We start from the raw sequence: 14,507 nt of genomic DNA, 5'->3' as shown, positions 1-14,507 counted from the left end.
GCGTCGACAGCCGGAGCACAGTGCCGCCTCCGTGCGGAGCCCGCGATACCGTGGCCTGCCCGGTGCCGGACCCCGGCCAGGCGGAGACGGGTGCACGCAAGCAGGCGTCGAACTCGGGCCCCTCCGGGCGAAGACCTTTGTCGCCGGCCACCCACCCGCCGGGGTGCCACGTGCGGGCATCCGAGCCGCGGGATGCGGTGTCCGGGAGCGGGGCTGGATACGAAAACGGCGCCCCTCTCGGGGCGCCGCGCGCGAGTTTGACGACTGCGACCGAAGGGGCCGGATCAGGTGTTCATCGAGTCGAAGAAGTCGCCGTTGCTCTTGGTCTGGCGCAGCTTGTCGAGCAGGAACTCGATCGCGTCGGTGACGCCCATCGGGTTGAGGATGCGGCGCAGCACGTAGGTCTTCTTGAGCGCGTCCGGCGGGACCAGCAGCTCCTCCTTGCGGGTGCCCGAGCGGGTGATGTCGATCGCCGGGAAGATGCGCTTGTCGGAGACCTTGCGGTCCAGGATGATCTCGGAGTTGCCGGTGCCCTTGAACTCCTCGAAGATCACCTCGTCCATGCGGGAGCCGGTGTCGATCAGCGCGGTGGCAATGATCGAGAGCGAGCCACCCTCCTCGATGTTGCGGGCGGCGCCGAAGAAGCGCTTGGGCCGCTGCAGGGCGTTGGCATCGACACCGCCGGTCAGCACCTTGCCGGAGGACGGCACCACGGTGTTGTAGGCGCGGCCCAGCCGCGTGATCGAGTCGAGCAGGATGACGACGTCGCGGCCATGCTCGACGAGGCGCTTGGCCTTCTCGATCACCATCTCGGCGACCTGGACGTGGCGGGTCGCCGGCTCGTCGAAGGTCGAGGCGATGACCTCACCCTTCACCGAGCGCTGCATGTCGGTGACCTCTTCCGGCCGCTCGTCGATGAGCAGGACGATGAGGTAGCACTCGGGGTGGTTCAGGGTGATCGACTGGGCGATGTTCTGCATCAGCACCGTCTTGCCGGTGCGCGGCGGCGCCACGATCAGGGCGCGCTGGCCCTTGCCGATCGGCGCGACGATGTCGATGATCCGGGGCGAGAAGTCCTTGCGGGTCGGCTCCGCCAGTTCGAGCTTGAAGCGCTGCGTCGGGAACAGCGGCGTCAGGTTGTCGAAATGGACCTTGTGTTTGATCTTGTCCGGGTTCTCGAAGTTGATGGTGTTGACCTTGAGCAGCGCGAAGTAGCGCTCGCCGTCCTTCGGGCCCCGGATCGGCCCCTCGACGGTGTCGCCGGTGCGCAGGCCGAAGCGGCGGATCTGCGTCGGCGAGATGTAGATGTCGTCCGGGCCCGGCAGGTAGTTCGAGTCGGAGGAGCGCAGGAAGCCGAAGCCGTCCTGCAGCACCTCGACGGTGCCGGCACCGATGATCTCGACGTCCTTGGCAGCGAGCTGCTTCAGGATCGCGAACATCAGCTCCTGCTTGCGCATGGTCGAGGCGTTCTCGACCTCGACCTCCTCGGCAAAGGCCAGGAGCTCGGTGGGGGTCTTGGACTTGAGATCCTGCAGCTTCACCTCGCGCATGGCGGGGGCGGCCGGGGTCTCGATCGGGGCGAGCGTGTCTTCGATCATGGGATATCGGGGTGCGAGGCGAAGCTGGGGAGCGTCGTCATGTCGGGACAAGTCCGGCCGCCGCGGGTCGCGGCGTTGAGCGGAAAGCAACGGGGTGGCCGAGGCGGGCACCGGTCGCGAAATCGTCGCCTGATGTGTCCCGGAGGTCGCGCGGAGGAACCGGATCGGTCCTGGATGCGACGTGACAAGACGATGGAGGAGGGAACGACTTTATGTAGCGGCTCCGCGGCACCGACTCAAGTCCCCGCAAGGGAAAAGTGACGCGCCGACGGGACCGACGAAGGGATGAGGCGACCGTCAGCGGCGCCGGAGGCGGATGTAGAGCGCGCCGCCGCCGCCATGGTGGTGGGCGGCCTCCTCGAAGCCGACGACTAGGGGGCGCAGCTCGGGCAGGCGCAGCCAGTGCGGGACGCTGCGGCGCAGGACGCCGCGCTCGGCATAGGGATCGTCGCCGCCACCGCCCTTGCCGGTGACGACCAGCACCACCGCGTGCCCGGAGGCGCGGGAGCGGTGCAGGAAGCCGATCAGCGCCGCATGCGCCTCGGACTGGCGCATGCCGTGCAGGTCGATCGCGGCATCGACGCTGCGCGAACCGCGGCGCAGGCCGGTCCGCACCCGGCGCTCCAGAGGCGCCAGCGGCGGCAGCACCGGCGCGGGCGGCGGAGGCGGGCTCGCGCTCTTCGAGGCCCCCTTGGGGGCAGGTCGCGCCACCTTGGCGGGCCGCACGAATTGCGGCGGCGGAGGCACCGTGGGCGCAGGGGCGGGCGTCGGCACCGATACCGGGGGAGGGGAGGGCGCGACGGGGACGGGCGCCCGCCCGCGCAGCGGCACGATCAGGCGGGAGATCTCGGCCCAGAGCCGGCTCTCCTCGGTGGTGAGGCGGCGGACGCGGCGGGGACGGCGCGGCTCGGTCACGGCGCAGCACCCGGCGCATCCGGCTTCGGCAGCAGCACGACGAAGCGGGCCGGGTCGCGCAGGAGCCCCGCCGTGGCACCGGCCCGGGCGCCGGTGCCGAAATAGAGGTCGCCCCGGGCCGGGCCGACGATGGCCGAGCCGGTATCCTGGGCGATCACGAGGCGGCGCAGCGGGACGCTGCCGCCCTCGGGCTCCGGCAAAGCCCCGTCGAGCCAGAACGGCAACCCGTAGCGCCACAGGGTGGCGTCGACCGCGAGGCTGCGCCCGGCGGTCAGCGGCGCGCCCGCGGCGCCGCGCGGCCCGGTCTCCGGGGCGCCGTCGTCGAGACGGAAGAAGATGTAGGAGGCGTTGCGGCGGATCAGGTCGCGGGCGATCGCCGGGTGGGCCCGCAGCCAGCCGGTCCAGCGCTCGAGCGTCAGGCCCTCGAGGGGCAGATGGCCGCCGGTGACGATCAGCCGGGCGACCGAGGTGTAGGGCCGGCCGTTGCGCCCGTCATAGGCGAGGCGGACCGAGCGGCCGTCGGGCAGGCGGACCCGGCCGGAGCCCTGGACCTGCAGCACCAGGAGGTCGACCGCGTCGCGCAGCCAGACCAGCGGGCGGGTGCGCGGCCCGAGCGCCCCGTCCTCGATCGCCGCCCGGTCGGGATAGGGCGTCAGCGCGTCGCCCTCGCGGCGCGCGGCGCGGAGCGACGGATCGAGACCGGGCCGGGTCTCGCCGGGCTCCAGGGAAACGAGGTCGTCGGGGCGCGCCAGGGCCGGCACGGTGAAGTCCGCCGTCGGCACCGGGGAGCCGTCGAGCTCGGGTTCGAAATAGCCGGTGAGGAAGCCCGCCCGGCGCTCGGCCGGAGTCTCCCGGGCCGGCCGCAGGACCCGGTAGGCGGCGAACCGGCGCAGGAAGAACTCCCGCGCGCCCTCGGAGGGCACGGCCGCGGCGGCGGCGCAGGCCGCCGCGAGGTCCTGGCGCGGCGCGTCGGGGGCGGCCTCGGCGAGGACCGGCGCCTGGGGCTGATCCGGTCTGCAGGTCGCCCGGAACGCCGCGAGCGCCGCCGTCAGGTCGTCGTCGCCAAACCCCGGGAGGGCGTCGAGGGCGACGGGCTCGAGCACGGCGTCGCCGACGCGCAACGGGGCGGCCTCGGCCCGGCCGGCGAGGAGACCGGCGAGAAGCAGCGCTGAGAGGCGGGAACCGGTGCGGAGACCTCTGCCCGAGGGGAACCTGCGAGGGCGGGGTCTGCGAACGCGACCGGGGACGGAACGGTAGGGGCCGACGGCCGGCGGCATGGGCTTGACGGGCTCCGGCCCCGGAAATGTGGCGATGCTGGGTGGGGTCGCGGTGGGCGACGGTCGTTCGATCTTGGCCGATGCCCGGCGGACGATCAAGCCGCCGGAGCGGCGAACCGGTGGGGTGGCGTGGCCCGGCTCCGCGGAGGGAGCCGGGCTTCGGCCTGCTTACTGCCCAGCCTCGGTGGCGACGAGCTGCCAGTTCGGATCGCGGCTGCCGAGCGTGCGGGCGAAGGTCCAGACGTCGGTGACGTCCACCACCTTCTCGGGGCTGCCGTCCACGACCTGGCCCTGCGGGCCCTTCGTGGCGGTGATCAGCTTCGAGAGGTAGCGCACGGTGACCTGGGCGACGCGGTTTCGCACATCGACCCCAACGATCTCGGCCCGGTCGATCGACACGAAGGTGGTCTCGACGGTCTGGCCGGCGCGCTCGCGGCCCTGGATCGCCCGCTCGAACCCGTCCGCGACCTCGCGCGAGAGCAGGGTCTTGAGGGTCTTGCGGTCGCCCTTGGCGAAGGCGGTGACGATCGTCTCGTAGGCGAGCTTGGCGCCGTCGGTGAAGCCGCGGGGATCGAAGCCGGGCTCCTGCTGGATGATCAGGTCGAGGCCGCGGGCGGCGGGCGAGTTCGGCTCGACCACGCCCTTCCAGTTGCGCGGCACCGCCGTCGCCACCGGGGCGGCCGCGGCGCGCTCGGCGCCGGCGCCCGGCAGCCGCACGACGTTGTCGCCCTCGCGCGTGGCGGCCGGCGGCGGCTCCTCGCGGCGGGCCAGCGGGTTGAAGGGCGGCCGCTCGCTCCCGGTCTTCTGTCCGAGGACGGACCGGAGCTTCCAGATCACGAAGACCGCAAGCCCGAGGAAGATGAGGGTCGTAAGGTCGAGGGAATCCTGCATCATCGATCCGTTCATCGATCCGTTCTTGGCGGCCTTACGCGGAGCATTCCTGGCCGTCCCGGCTCAGCGTGCGATACATTCGGCGCGTCGCCGGCTTTGGCACCGGCACCGGGGGATGGCAAGAACCTCGGCCGGGACCTCGGCGAGAGCTTCGGCAAACACCTCGGCAAGTCCCAGAGAACCACGGCAAACCCCCGGCCGGCGCCGCGCGGCGGGCCCATGGAGACGATATGGGGCCGAGGGGCCGTCGTATCCAGGCGGCGCCTCGCGAGGATGTGCCCGTCCACGCGCAAGGTGCCGCAGCGGGCGGGCCGGCCCTCGGCCTGTCGCAGGGTCAATGGGTCGGAGGAGACGATCGGCCGCTCTGCTTGTTCACGCGCTGCGGGCATGATAGCCGCAACCCCGCCGTCGCGCGCGCCGATTTGCGCGCCAGCGTGCGACGGTTCGTCGTTACGTCCAGCCCTCGAAGGAACCCTCCGCCATGGCCGATTCCCCGGTACCGAACGGCAACGGTGGCGCCGCGGCGCAGCCCGACGACCTCACCCCGACCCTGAATGCGCTGGCCCAGTACGCCAAGGACCTCTCCTTCGAGAACCCGAACGCGCCGCGCTCGCTGCAGCCGCAGCAGCAGGGCCCGCAGATCAACATCCAGGTCAACGTCAACGCCAAGCAGCTCGCCGAGGAAGACTTCGAAGTCGACCTGCGCCTCGAGGGCGATGCCAAGATCGGCGCCGAGGTGCTGTTCGCGTTCGAGCTGACCTATTCCGGCATCTTCCGCCTGCGCAACATCCCGCAGGACCAGATGCACCCGGCCGTCATGATCGAGTGCCCGCGGCTGCTGTTCCCGTTCGCCCGCCAGATCATCGCCGACGCGGTGCGCAACGGCGGCTTCCCGCCGCTCTACATCGACCCGATCGACTTCGTCGGCCTCTACCGCCAGAAGGCCGCCGAGGCGCAGGTCCAGGGCGGCACCGCGTAAGCTTCCCCGCGAATGCGGACCGGGGCGTTCACCGCCCCGGTCCGCACGAAAATCCCGATCCGGGACGAAAACGTTTCACGGGAAACGACCGTCCTACTCGGCGAGAACTGGCACCAGGGACGCGACCAGCAGCCCCGCCATGGCGAGGTTGAACAGACGCACCGATCGCCGCGAGCGCAGCAGCCGCGCGGTGCCGACCCCGATCAGCGTCCACAGGGCGACGCACGGGACGGCGACGAGCCCGAACACCAAGGCGAGAACCAGCGTCGCGGCGAGCGACGCGCCGTCGGCATCCGTCGTGTAGGCGGCGAGCGCCCCGGCGGCGATGATCCAGGCCTTCGGGTTGACCCACTGGAACAGGGCCGCCTGCAGGACGCCGAGCGGGCGTCCGGACGTCACAGGGGTCGCCGCCCCGGGCGTCGCCACGGACTCGGTCGCGGGATCGGCGGTCGCGATCTTCCAGGCGAGCCACAGCAGGTAGGCGGCCCCCACCCACTTGAGTACGGCATGGACCCGCGGATCGGCGAGCAGGGGCAGGCCGACGGTGCCGAGCATGATCAGCATCACCGGGAAGCCCGCCGCGATGCCGAGCATGTGCGGCATCGTGCGGGCAAAGCCGTAGGTGGCACCCGAGGCCACCACCATGGTGTTGTTGGGCCCGGGCGTCGCCGACATCGCCACGGCGAAGGCGCTGGTCGAGAGAAGCCAGGTCCAGTCGATCATCGATTCCTCTCCCGCGAACCGGTGCCGACGGCGCGGCCTCGGGGAGAATTCTCGTCCGGTTTTCACGGCTGTACAATCGATGGATGCACGGTTTTCAGGATCGGTCGGCATTCCGGCACCCGAACGATCCCCGGAACCCTGGGGCAGCCGACCGCAGGCCACGGCCTCCGCTCCCTCTGGACTCCCGCACCCGGATCGGGCGATGGGGAGCCCGCGCAGCGCGAGCGGCTGCGAGCGTGGAAAGACGACGGGATGGCGCACTGGCTCTACAAGTCCGAGCCCTCGGTCTGGTCGTGGGACGACCAGGTCGCCGCGGGCGAGGCGGGGACGTACTGGAACGGGGTGCGCAACCACGTCGCCCGCAAGAACCTGGAGGCGATGCGTCTCGGCGAGCAGGGCTTCTTCTACCACTCGAACGAGGGCAAGGCGGTGGTCGGCATCGTCGAGGTGATCCGCACCTACTATCCCGACCATACCGACGAGACCGGCCGCTTCGGGATGGTCGACCTCAAGGCGGTGGTCGCCCTGCCGCAACCCGTCACCCTGGAGGCGATCAAGGCCGAGACGGCGTTGCGCGAGATGGTGCTGGTCAACAACTCGCGCCTCTCGGTGCAGCCGGTCAGCGAGTCGGAGTGGGCGCTGGTGCGCCGCATGGGTGGTCTATGACGGGTCGTCTCTGAATGGGGACCCGCAAGGAGCGTCGCTCTCGGTGGTTCCTGGCCGCTCTCGGGCTCGCCGTCGCCGCAGGCCCGGTAGCGGCGCAGAGGGCCAAGGCTCCGGGGAAGCCCGCACCCGACAAGGCGGCCGTGCCGACGAAGGTCGTAGCCTGCGCCTCGCTCGCCAACCTGCGCATCCTGATGACCGAGACGGCGGGCGATTCTGCGGCGATCAAGGCGCGGCTGGCCGATCCGAAGGCCGACCATCTCGGCTGCGCCCGGTTCGGCCCGGACCGGGTCGAGGGCAACGCCGAGCGGGTTGTGGTCGGCGGCACCGCCTACGATTGCCTGAAGGTCAAGGAATCGAGCCTGTGCCGCTGGGCCCTGTCGGGCGTGCCGGCGGAGGCCCCGTAGAGCAACACCCGATCGCCCTGCAATCGGGTGTTGCTCCAGGTCTTTGGCTTTGCCGCATCCTCCGACGAACCGGTAACCGCTTCGTCGGTAGACGCCTCAGCCGGTCCGGGATCAGACGCTCCAGTACGGCGTCGCCTTGAAGTACTGGTGGACGTGCTCCTCCCAACCGCGGTCGAAGGAGGGGTCGTTGCCCTCCGCCGAGGCCGGAGGGGCGGCGCGCAGCTGCTCCTCGGTGAGGTCGACCACGTAGGCATCCATCTCGGGCGCGAAGCGCAGGGTCGACCACGGGAGGGTGTGGTAACCCTCGCCGATGCCGAGAAAGCCGCCGAAGCTCATCACGGCGTAGACCACCTTGCCGGAGGCCTTCTCGATCATCAGCCGCTCGATGCGGCCGATGCTGTCGCCGTTGGGGCGACGCACCGCGGTGCCCTCGACGCGGTCGCTCGCGATGAGGGCGTTGGTCTGGGTGGTGGTCTGGCTGCCCATGTCGGAACGGTCGCCGATCGTCGGTGCGACGGTGGTCATCGGGCTTGTCCTCCGGTTCGTATCCGCAGCGCGGGTGTCGGGTTGCCCCGGCAACGCCGGCGCGCGGGCGCCTGTTCCGGTGCCGCTGCGGCGAATGGCGGAGCCGGGAGGCGGGTTTCCCGACGCGGAGCGGAGCGCTAGCTTGGCCCCATGCCGATTCGCCGCACCGCCGTCCTGACGGTCCTCCTCACGCTCGCCGCTCCCGCCCTCGCGCAGGATCGCGGCACCCTGCATCCCAAGCCGCTGCCGCCGCTCGCCAACCCGGACGACCCGTCGACGCCGGCCAAGGCCCTGTTCGGGCGCGCGACGACGCCGGCGGCCCTGCCGCCGCAGGCGATCGGCGGCTACGCGCGGGGCTGCGTGGCGGGCGCCGAGGCCCTGCCGATCGACGGCGACACCTGGCAGGTGATGCGCCTGTCCCGCAACCGGAACTGGGGTCACCCGCGGCTCGTCGCGTTCCTGGAGAAGATCGCCGCCGAGGCGCCGCGCAAGGCGGGCTGGCCGGGGCTTCTCGTCGGCGACATGTCCCAGCCCCGGGGCGGGCCGATGCTGACCGGCCATGCCTCGCACCAGCTCGGCCTCGATGCCGACATCTGGCTGACCCCGATGCCGGACCGACGCCTGACCCGGGCCGAGCGCGAGGAGATGTCGGCCACCAACGTGGTTCGGTCCGACCGGCGCGACATCGACCCGAGCGTGTGGCGGCCCGAGCACCTGAGGCTGATCAAGATGGTGTCACGCGAGCCCGAGGTGGCGCGGATCTTCGTCAACCCGGCGATCAAGCTGGCGCTCTGCCGCGAGGCGGGCTCGGACCGGAGCTGGCTCACCAAGGTCCGGCCGATCTACGGCCACAACTACCACTTCCACATCCGGCTGGACTGCCCGGCGGGCGACGCGGCCTGCCACGACCAGGACCCGCCGCCTTCCGGCGACGGCTGCGGCCCCGAGCTCGATTACTGGTTCTCGGACGCGATCCTGAACCCCAAGCCGCGCCCGCCCGGCAAGCCGCGCCCGCCAATGACGCTGGCGGGCCTGCCGGATGCCTGCCGCACGGTGCTGAAGGCGCGCTGAGACGGCGCGTGAGCGAAGCCGAAATCCGCGTTGCGAAGCAACCAATCGGATTTCGTATGACGAGAGGGCAGGACCGGCCGGGAGCCGGTCCTGCCCTCTTTCGAATCACTCGACCTCTTCAGGTCACTCGGCCGCGACGCCGACCCCGACCGGGCAGGACACGCCGGTGCCGCCCAGGCCGCAATAGCCGCCCGGGTTCTTCGCCAGGTACTGCTGGTGGTACTCCTCGGCGAAGTAGAACGGCCCGCCGTCGCGGATCTCCGTGGTGATCGGGCCGAAGCCCCGCGCCTTCAAGGCGCCGCCGTAGGCCTCGCGGGACGCCTCGGCCTCCGCCAGGCGGGTCGCGTCCGACAGGTAGATGCCGGAGCGGTACTGCGTGCCAACGTCGTTGCCCTGGCGCATGCCCTGGGTCGGGTCGTGGCTCTCCCAGAAGGTCTTGAGCAGGCTGGCGAACGGCATCGCGGCCGGATCGTAGGCGACGAGCACGACCTCGTTGTGCCCGGTCATCCCGGAGCACACCTCCTCGTAGGTCGGGTTCGGCGTGGTGCCGGCGGCGTAGCCCACCGCGGTGACGAACACCCCGTCGCCGAGCTGCCAGAACTTGCGCTCCGCGCCCCAGAAGCAGCCGAGGCCGAACACGACGGTCTCGATCCCGGGCGGGTAGGGGCCCTTCAGCGGATGGCCGTTGACGAAGTGGCGGTCGGCCGTCGGCAGGGGGGTCGGCCGGCCCGGCAGGATCTGGTCGGGGGCCGGCATCTCGGCACGCTTGCGGAAGAACAGCATCGGGTCGCTCCGGTCACGGAACGGGGCCTTGCGGCCCCGGAGGCGCTATCGCCTCGTCACGCGATGGATGTGGGATGCCGGGTGCCGTTCCTGAAGAGCGATGCTTGCGCGCAGACCGCTCGACGAGGTCGTTGCGGCGAGCGGACGAGCGGCTGGGAGGAAGAAGTCCCTGGAGGCAGTGCGCGAAGTCCCGGGAGGGCCAGGATCGCGGGACGAGGCCGTCGGACCGTCAGCGAAGGACGGATGCGTCCGACGCGGCGGCAAGATTCTGGGTCGGACCAACGGCCTGCGCGGCCACGCGGGCCGGGGCGTCGGGACCGAAGGCGGTGCTCGGGTCGAAGAACGCGCCACGGGCGGTGATCAGCCCCGCGGCAAGCGCCCAGAACAACACCGCGCCGACGATGCGGCGGGTCCGCCGACGCCGAGGCGCCGCGGTGCAGGCAGCCTCCGACACCGGTCGCAGGTCCAGGCGCTCGCCGAACGGATCGAAGATGGCAGGACGCATGGTAAGACCCGGCGTGGACGGAAGGCTTCCCGGATGGCAGCCTCGAACCACTAGATAGGTCGGTGCATGGGCTCGCAGCAATAGACGCGGTTTTCCATTTTCGATGACGAAAGAGAAGATGTTTATTGCCCGGTCATCCGTATGGAGAAGTTTCGTCTTCGTTCCCATCCAGGCCATCGATCGCCTGCTGCGTCGTGACGCAGCCGACGCGTTCCGTGCGGCCGCAAGCCCCTGCAGACCCTTTCGCGAGCCCGCCGGAGAGGCGTCCGTGTCCCGGTTCGCAGGCCTGACACCGTAGAGGCGATGGTTGCCGGTGCGGCAATCGATAGTGTACAATCAATTGACAAGATCGTGGACCGGCCGGTCCGCGACGCGGCGCATCCGTCGTTCTGGGAATGGTGGCTTTGGACAGCGAGTTTCGAACGCCGGCTGGGCGCGGGGCCGGAGGGCCGCCGCCCGCACGCGTCCCGTCGTCCGGCGCCGCGGCACGGGCCGGCCGCCGATGAGCGCGTCGATCGGCGGGACGGGCCGGCCGGCGGATCCGACCTCCCACGACTTCATGCACCTGATCGAGGCGTTCGGGCTCACCGGCGCCTGGCGCTGGGATTTCGGCACCGGCCGCCAGGTCTGGTCGTCCGGGCTGTACCGCCTGCTCGGGCTGCCGGAGGGCGAGGCGGCGAGCTACGAGCGGCTGCTGGGTCTGGTCCACCCGGCCGACCGCGACGTGCTGGAGGATGCCGCCCAGATCGTCCAGACCGGGATCTTCGGCAGCCACACGGTCCGGCTGATCCGGCCGGACGGGACGGCCCGCACGGTGGTGAGCCGCGGCGAGGTGTTCTTCAGCGCCGAGGGCCGGCCCGTCTCGGTGACCGGCGTGCTGCTCGACGTGACCGACCGCGAGCGCCTGGCCGAGCTGCACCGCCTCGAGCAGCAGCGCCGGGCGAGCCTGGCGCAGCAGGCGCAGGTCTTCATCTATTCCGAGGCGAGCCTGCCGCCGACCGAGTACGGCCCCGATTTCCTGGCGCTCGTCGGCCTCGGCCGCGAGGACGTGCGGGCGAACTGGCTCAGCCCGATCGTGCCGGAGGAATGGGCGCGCTGGGCCGAGGAGCTGCCCCGCCTCGCCGCGGCCGGGCGGACCTTCAGCATCGCCCCGACCTTGCGGCTCGCCGCCGGCGGGCGGGCGCCGTTCCACCTGACGATGGTGCCCCTCCGGGAGGGGGCGGCCGACCAGATGGGCTGGACCATCGTAATCACCCCGCACGATGGCGGGACGGCGGCGACCCCGTGCGGGCCGCTGCCGCGCCAGGTCGAGCAGGCGATCCAGGGCTGCCACCTGCGGGCGGCGCGCGGCTTCCTCGACTGGACCCTCAACGACCTCGCGCGGGCGAGCGGCCTGTCGCTCTCGACCGTCCGGCGCCTCGAGGAGGAATCCGAGGGGCCGACCTCGCGCTCGCGCCCTCACGCCCTTGCCGCCCTGCGCAAGGCCGGGATCGTGTTCACGCTGGTCGAGGGCGGGACGGTGGCGGTGGCCCGATCCGGCGAGGGCGAGGTGGCGCCGCCCGCGGCGTAAGCCGTCACGCGACCCGGTAGACGCTCAGCGCCACATGGTCCGGGGCCCGCGCCCCGGTGGCGAGGAAGAGACTCGTCTGCATCCAGGCGAGGCGCGGGGCCGCGGTCTCGAACCGGGGCGCGGAGCGGAAGTAGATCAGCGCGGGATCGACCGGCTCGCCCCGGCGCAGGCGCTCCAGCGCCTCGGGTGGGCCGAAGCGCAGGCCCGTATTCTCGACGTAGATCCGCGCGCCGTCCTCGGCCTCGATCACGTAGCGGGCATGGAGCTGGGTCAGCCCGTCGCCCGCGATGGTCTGGTAATCGGCCCCGCCGGGCATCACCCGGCCGGCGAGGCCGGGCCCCGAGACGATGCCGCCCGTGATGGCGATGACCCGGCGGCTGCCCGCCACTGTCTCCCCGATCTCGCAGGGTACCGCGACCAGGATGCGGGCGTCGAAGACGTGCTCCAGGGCGGGGGCGGGGATCGTCGTCATGGCCCGGATCACGGCTTGCCCCTCACCAGCGGGCAGTCGCTCTCGGAGAGCGGCCGGAACGCCTCGTCGCCGGAGAGCGTCGCGACCCGCGCCATCACGTCCCACTCGCCCTTCGACTCCTCCGGGCGCTTGACCCGGAAGAGCGAGACCTCGCGGATCACCCGCCCGTCCGGCCGCAGGCGGCCGCCACGGGTCATGACGTCCTCGATCGGCATCGCGCGCATCGCCGCCATGACCGGTGCGGCCGCATCGGTGCCGGCGGTCCTGACGGCTTTCAGGTAGTGCATCACCGCCGAGTAGACGCCCGCCTGGTAGCTGTTCGGCATCGCCTTCTGGCGCGCGTAGAAGCGCTTGGCGAAAGCGCGGGCGGCGTCGTCCTGGTCCCAGTAGAACGCCTCCGCCAGGTACAGGCCGCCGGCGGCCGCGAGCCCGAGCGCGTGGACGTCGACCGCCGTCATGTAGAAGCCGGCGAGCTTCTGACGCCCGCCCAGCACGCCGAACTCGGAGGCCTGCTTGACCGCGTTGATCGCGTCGCCGCCGACGTTGAAGAGCGCGATCACCCCGGCGCCGGAAGCTTGCGCCTGCAGGATCTGCGACGACAGGTCGGGCGAGAGCAGGGGGTGGAAGACCTGGCCCGCCACCTTGCCGCCGCCGCCCGTCACCACCGGCGTCACGTCGGCGACGAAGGACTTTCCGAGCGTGATGTCGGCGACGACGTAGAACCAGGTCTTCTCCCCCGCCTCCACCAGGGGCTTGGCGATGGCGCGGGAGAGGGCATGGGTGTCGATGACCCAGAGCGCGCCGTTCGGCGAGCACTGCGCCCCGGTGATCACCGTCGAGCCCGATCCGGTGATCAGGGCGAGCCGCCCCTTCTCCGTCGCCAGCGCCTGGACGCCCAGCGCCACCGCCGAGTTGCCGAGGTCGGTGATCATGTCGACCCCCTCGACGTCGTACCAGCGGCGAGCGAGCGTGCTCGCCACGTCCGGCTTGCTCTGGTGGTCGGCGGCGACGACCTCGATCGGGCGGCCGAGAACGGTCGGACCGAAATCCTCGACCGCGAGCCGCGCCGCGGTGACGCTGCCGGTGCCGTAATTGCCGGACATCGCGGTCGACATGTCGGCGAGAACGCCGATCTTGACCACATCGCCGGAGATCGCGCCCTCCGCCGCACGGCCTGCGGCGGGCGCGAGGGCGATCAGGCCCGCCAGCAGGGCGGAGCGGAGGGCGCGCATCGTCGTCCCTCCCGTCAGACGGCCTTGAGGCCGAGGATGTCGCGCGCCTCGGCCGGGCTCGCCGGCTCGTGGTTCAGCTCCTTGATGATCCGCACCGTGCGGGCGACGAGCTGCTCGTTGGTGGCGAGCTGGCCGCGGGAATAGTAGTTGTTGTCCTCCAGCCCGACCCGGACGTGGCCGCCGAGCAGGATGGCCTGGGTGGTGGCCGGCAGCTGCGCCGGGCCGATGCCGGAGACGCAGAAGATCGATTGCGGCGGCAGCATCCGGATCATCGCCGCCAGGATGTCGTGGGAGTAGGGCATCGCGCCCTGAAAACCCTTGTCTGCGCCCAGCACCATGTTGATGTAGTAGGGCGGCTTGTCGTAGCCCTTCTCGATCAGCCGGGTCACGTCCTGCAGGATGTGCTGGGGCCCGAAGACCTCCCATTCCGGCTTGATGCCGCGCTCCTGCATGCGCTTGGCCAGGGCCTCGCAGCGGCTCGGCGTGGTGACCACCAGGATCTCGCGGCCGCCATGCACGTCCGCGAAGGTCATGCCGTCGAAGGTCGCCATCTCGGCGCCGGCCTCGCAGCCCTTCAGCCGCTCCTCGAAGCTCGATTCGAACAGCCCGTCGGGGCGCGGCACCAGCATGTCGCCGCTCGAGCCGCCGCCGGTCGAGTTGTTGAGGATGATGTCGCAGCGCTCGCGGATGCGCCGGTTGATGTCGCGGTAGATCTCGGCGTTGCAGGTCGCCTCGTCGTCCGGCCGGCGGGCGTGGAGCGCCGCGATCGCCGCGCCCTCCTTCCAGGACTTGTGCACCGACTCGGCGATCTCGGCCGGCTGGGTCGGCAGGTTGGGGTTCTGCGCCTTCGAGGCCATGCCGCCGGTCGGCGCCACCGTCACGATCACCTTGGTCAT

Annotated in this window: 16 protein-coding genes; 5 read left to right on the top strand and 11 right to left on the bottom strand. The window is 71.4% G+C overall.

Annotated features, from left to right (window positions below; genetic code table 11):
• Nucleotides 1-284 precede the first annotated feature (284 nt).
• From rho to HPY23_RS27705, 4 genes are all read right to left on the bottom strand, one after another.
• Complete coding sequence (gene rho / locus HPY23_RS27720; RefSeq protein WP_048461698.1) at nt 285-1,598, bottom strand: transcription termination factor Rho; 1,314 nt, start codon at nt 1,596-1,598, stop codon at nt 285-287.
• Nucleotides 1,599-1,895: 297 nt separating this feature from the next.
• Nucleotides 1,896-2,513, bottom strand: a complete 618-nt coding sequence (locus HPY23_RS27715; protein WP_060845319.1) for a Smr/MutS family protein — start codon at nt 2,511-2,513, stop codon at nt 1,896-1,898.
• Nucleotides 2,510-3,634 (bottom strand): murein transglycosylase A, encoded by a 1,125-nt coding sequence (gene mltA / locus HPY23_RS27710; RefSeq protein ID WP_418888680.1) that lies wholly within the window; start codon nt 3,632-3,634, stop codon nt 2,510-2,512. The genes HPY23_RS27715 and mltA overlap by 4 nt, the downstream gene beginning before the upstream one ends.
• Before the next feature lie 324 nt (nt 3,635-3,958).
• Nucleotides 3,959-4,681, bottom strand: coding sequence for a Tim44/TimA family putative adaptor protein (locus HPY23_RS27705; protein ID WP_175539874.1), 723 nt, complete (start codon nt 4,679-4,681; stop codon nt 3,959-3,961).
• Nucleotides 4,682-5,162: 481 nt separating this feature from the next.
• Here HPY23_RS27705 and secB point away from each other — a divergent pair, with 481 nt between their 5' ends.
• On the top strand, nt 5,163-5,660 hold the full coding sequence (secB, locus tag HPY23_RS27700; RefSeq protein WP_060845317.1) for a protein-export chaperone SecB: 498 nt from the start codon (nt 5,163-5,165) through the stop codon (nt 5,658-5,660).
• 93 nt (nt 5,661-5,753) lie between these two features.
• Here secB and HPY23_RS27695 read toward each other — a convergent pair whose 3' ends face one another.
• Nucleotides 5,754-6,383: a LysE family translocator gene (locus HPY23_RS27695; RefSeq protein WP_091882927.1), complete on the bottom strand. Its 630-nt coding sequence runs from the start codon at nt 6,381-6,383 to the stop codon at nt 5,754-5,756.
• Between the two features lie 252 nt (nt 6,384-6,635).
• Here HPY23_RS27695 and HPY23_RS27690 point away from each other — a divergent pair, with 252 nt between their 5' ends.
• Both HPY23_RS27690 and HPY23_RS27685 read left to right on the top strand, forming a co-directional pair.
• Nucleotides 6,636-7,049: an EVE domain-containing protein gene (locus tag HPY23_RS27690; RefSeq protein WP_060845316.1), complete on the top strand. Its 414-nt coding sequence runs from the start codon at nt 6,636-6,638 to the stop codon at nt 7,047-7,049.
• A gap of 140 nt (nt 7,050-7,189) precedes the next feature.
• Complete coding sequence (locus HPY23_RS27685; protein ID WP_236012951.1) at nt 7,190-7,453, top strand: hypothetical protein; 264 nt, start codon at nt 7,190-7,192, stop codon at nt 7,451-7,453.
• A gap of 111 nt (nt 7,454-7,564) precedes the next feature.
• Here HPY23_RS27685 and HPY23_RS27680 read toward each other — a convergent pair whose 3' ends face one another.
• Entirely contained in the window at nt 7,565-7,939 is a 375-nt protein-coding gene (locus HPY23_RS27680; protein ID WP_060849135.1) for a PRC-barrel domain-containing protein, read from the bottom strand.
• A gap of 189 nt (nt 7,940-8,128) precedes the next feature.
• On the opposite strand from HPY23_RS27680, the gene mepA reads away from it, so the two are divergent.
• On the top strand, nt 8,129-9,049 hold the full coding sequence (gene mepA, locus HPY23_RS27675; RefSeq protein ID WP_091882924.1) for a penicillin-insensitive murein endopeptidase: 921 nt from the start codon (nt 8,129-8,131) through the stop codon (nt 9,047-9,049).
• Nucleotides 9,050-9,172: 123 nt separating this feature from the next.
• On the opposite strand, the gene msrA is transcribed toward mepA, so the two are convergent.
• Entirely contained in the window at nt 9,173-9,832 is a 660-nt protein-coding gene (gene msrA / locus HPY23_RS27670) for a peptide-methionine (S)-S-oxide reductase MsrA (RefSeq protein ID WP_060845313.1), read from the bottom strand.
• A 229-nt stretch (nt 9,833-10,061) separates the two neighbouring features.
• The gene (locus HPY23_RS27665; protein WP_139234885.1) at nt 10,062-10,505 is read right to left on the bottom strand and encodes a hypothetical protein; all 444 of its coding nucleotides are present in this window, start codon (nt 10,503-10,505) and stop codon (nt 10,062-10,064) included.
• 334 nt (nt 10,506-10,839) lie between these two features.
• Here HPY23_RS27665 and HPY23_RS27660 point away from each other — a divergent pair, with 334 nt between their 5' ends.
• Nucleotides 10,840-11,907, top strand: a complete 1,068-nt coding sequence (locus HPY23_RS27660) for a PAS domain-containing protein (RefSeq protein WP_060845311.1) — start codon at nt 10,840-10,842, stop codon at nt 11,905-11,907.
• Nucleotides 11,908-11,911: 4 nt separating this feature from the next.
• Here the strand turns inward: HPY23_RS27660 and HPY23_RS27655 are convergent, their stop codons facing one another.
• The 3 genes from HPY23_RS27655 to HPY23_RS27645 are packed head-to-tail and all read right to left on the bottom strand — an operon-like array spanning nt 11,912 to nt 14,507.
• A complete protein-coding gene (locus HPY23_RS27655) occupies nt 11,912-12,379 on the bottom strand; it encodes a DUF3237 domain-containing protein (protein ID WP_060849134.1) in 468 nt (155 codons plus the stop codon).
• An 8-nt stretch (nt 12,380-12,387) separates the two neighbouring features.
• Nucleotides 12,388-13,611, bottom strand: coding sequence for an ABC transporter substrate-binding protein (locus HPY23_RS27650; protein ID WP_091882918.1), 1,224 nt, complete (start codon nt 13,609-13,611; stop codon nt 12,388-12,390).
• A gap of 14 nt (nt 13,612-13,625) precedes the next feature.
• Entirely contained in the window at nt 13,626-14,507 is an 882-nt protein-coding gene (locus HPY23_RS27645) for a beta-keto acid cleavage family enzyme (RefSeq protein WP_060845309.1), read from the bottom strand.

The sequence above is a fragment of the Methylobacterium ajmalii genome (genome assembly GCF_016613415.1).
GTDB classification, from domain to species: Bacteria; Pseudomonadota; Alphaproteobacteria; order Rhizobiales; family Beijerinckiaceae; genus Methylobacterium; species Methylobacterium ajmalii.
Note: the sequence above shows the minus strand (reverse complement) of the source record. Positions and strands in the feature narration are given on the sequence as shown.

Bases quoted from the DNA above. Each gene is read 5' to 3' on its own strand.
- HPY23_RS27665 (WP_139234885.1), bottom strand. From the start codon at position 10,505: ATGGGAACGAAGACGAAACTTCTCCATACGGATGACCGGGCAATAAAC.
- rho (WP_048461698.1), bottom strand. From the start codon at position 1,598: ATGATCGAAGACACGCTCGCCCCGATCGAGACCCCGGCCGCCCCCGCC.
- HPY23_RS27650 (WP_091882918.1), bottom strand. From the start codon at position 13,611: ATGCGCGCCCTCCGCTCCGCCCTGCTGGCGGGCCTGATCGCCCTCGCG.
- mepA (WP_091882924.1), top strand. From the start codon at position 8,129: ATGCCGATTCGCCGCACCGCCGTCCTGACGGTCCTCCTCACGCTCGCC.
- secB (WP_060845317.1), top strand. From the start codon at position 5,163: ATGGCCGATTCCCCGGTACCGAACGGCAACGGTGGCGCCGCGGCGCAG.
- HPY23_RS27690 (WP_060845316.1), top strand. From the start codon at position 6,636: ATGGCGCACTGGCTCTACAAGTCCGAGCCCTCGGTCTGGTCGTGGGAC.
- msrA (WP_060845313.1), bottom strand. From the start codon at position 9,832: ATGCTGTTCTTCCGCAAGCGTGCCGAGATGCCGGCCCCCGACCAGATC.
- HPY23_RS27655 (WP_060849134.1), bottom strand. From the start codon at position 12,379: ATGACGACGATCCCCGCCCCCGCCCTGGAGCACGTCTTCGACGCCCGC.
- HPY23_RS27660 (WP_060845311.1), top strand. From the start codon at position 10,840: ATGAGCGCGTCGATCGGCGGGACGGGCCGGCCGGCGGATCCGACCTCC.
- HPY23_RS27645 (WP_060845309.1), bottom strand. From the start codon at position 14,507: ATGACCAAGGTGATCGTGACGGTGGCGCCGACCGGCGGCATGGCCTCG.
- HPY23_RS27695 (WP_091882927.1), bottom strand. From the start codon at position 6,383: ATGATCGACTGGACCTGGCTTCTCTCGACCAGCGCCTTCGCCGTGGCG.
- HPY23_RS27680 (WP_060849135.1), bottom strand. From the start codon at position 7,939: ATGGGCAGCCAGACCACCACCCAGACCAACGCCCTCATCGCGAGCGAC.
- HPY23_RS27705 (WP_175539874.1), bottom strand. From the start codon at position 4,681: ATGCAGGATTCCCTCGACCTTACGACCCTCATCTTCCTCGGGCTTGCG.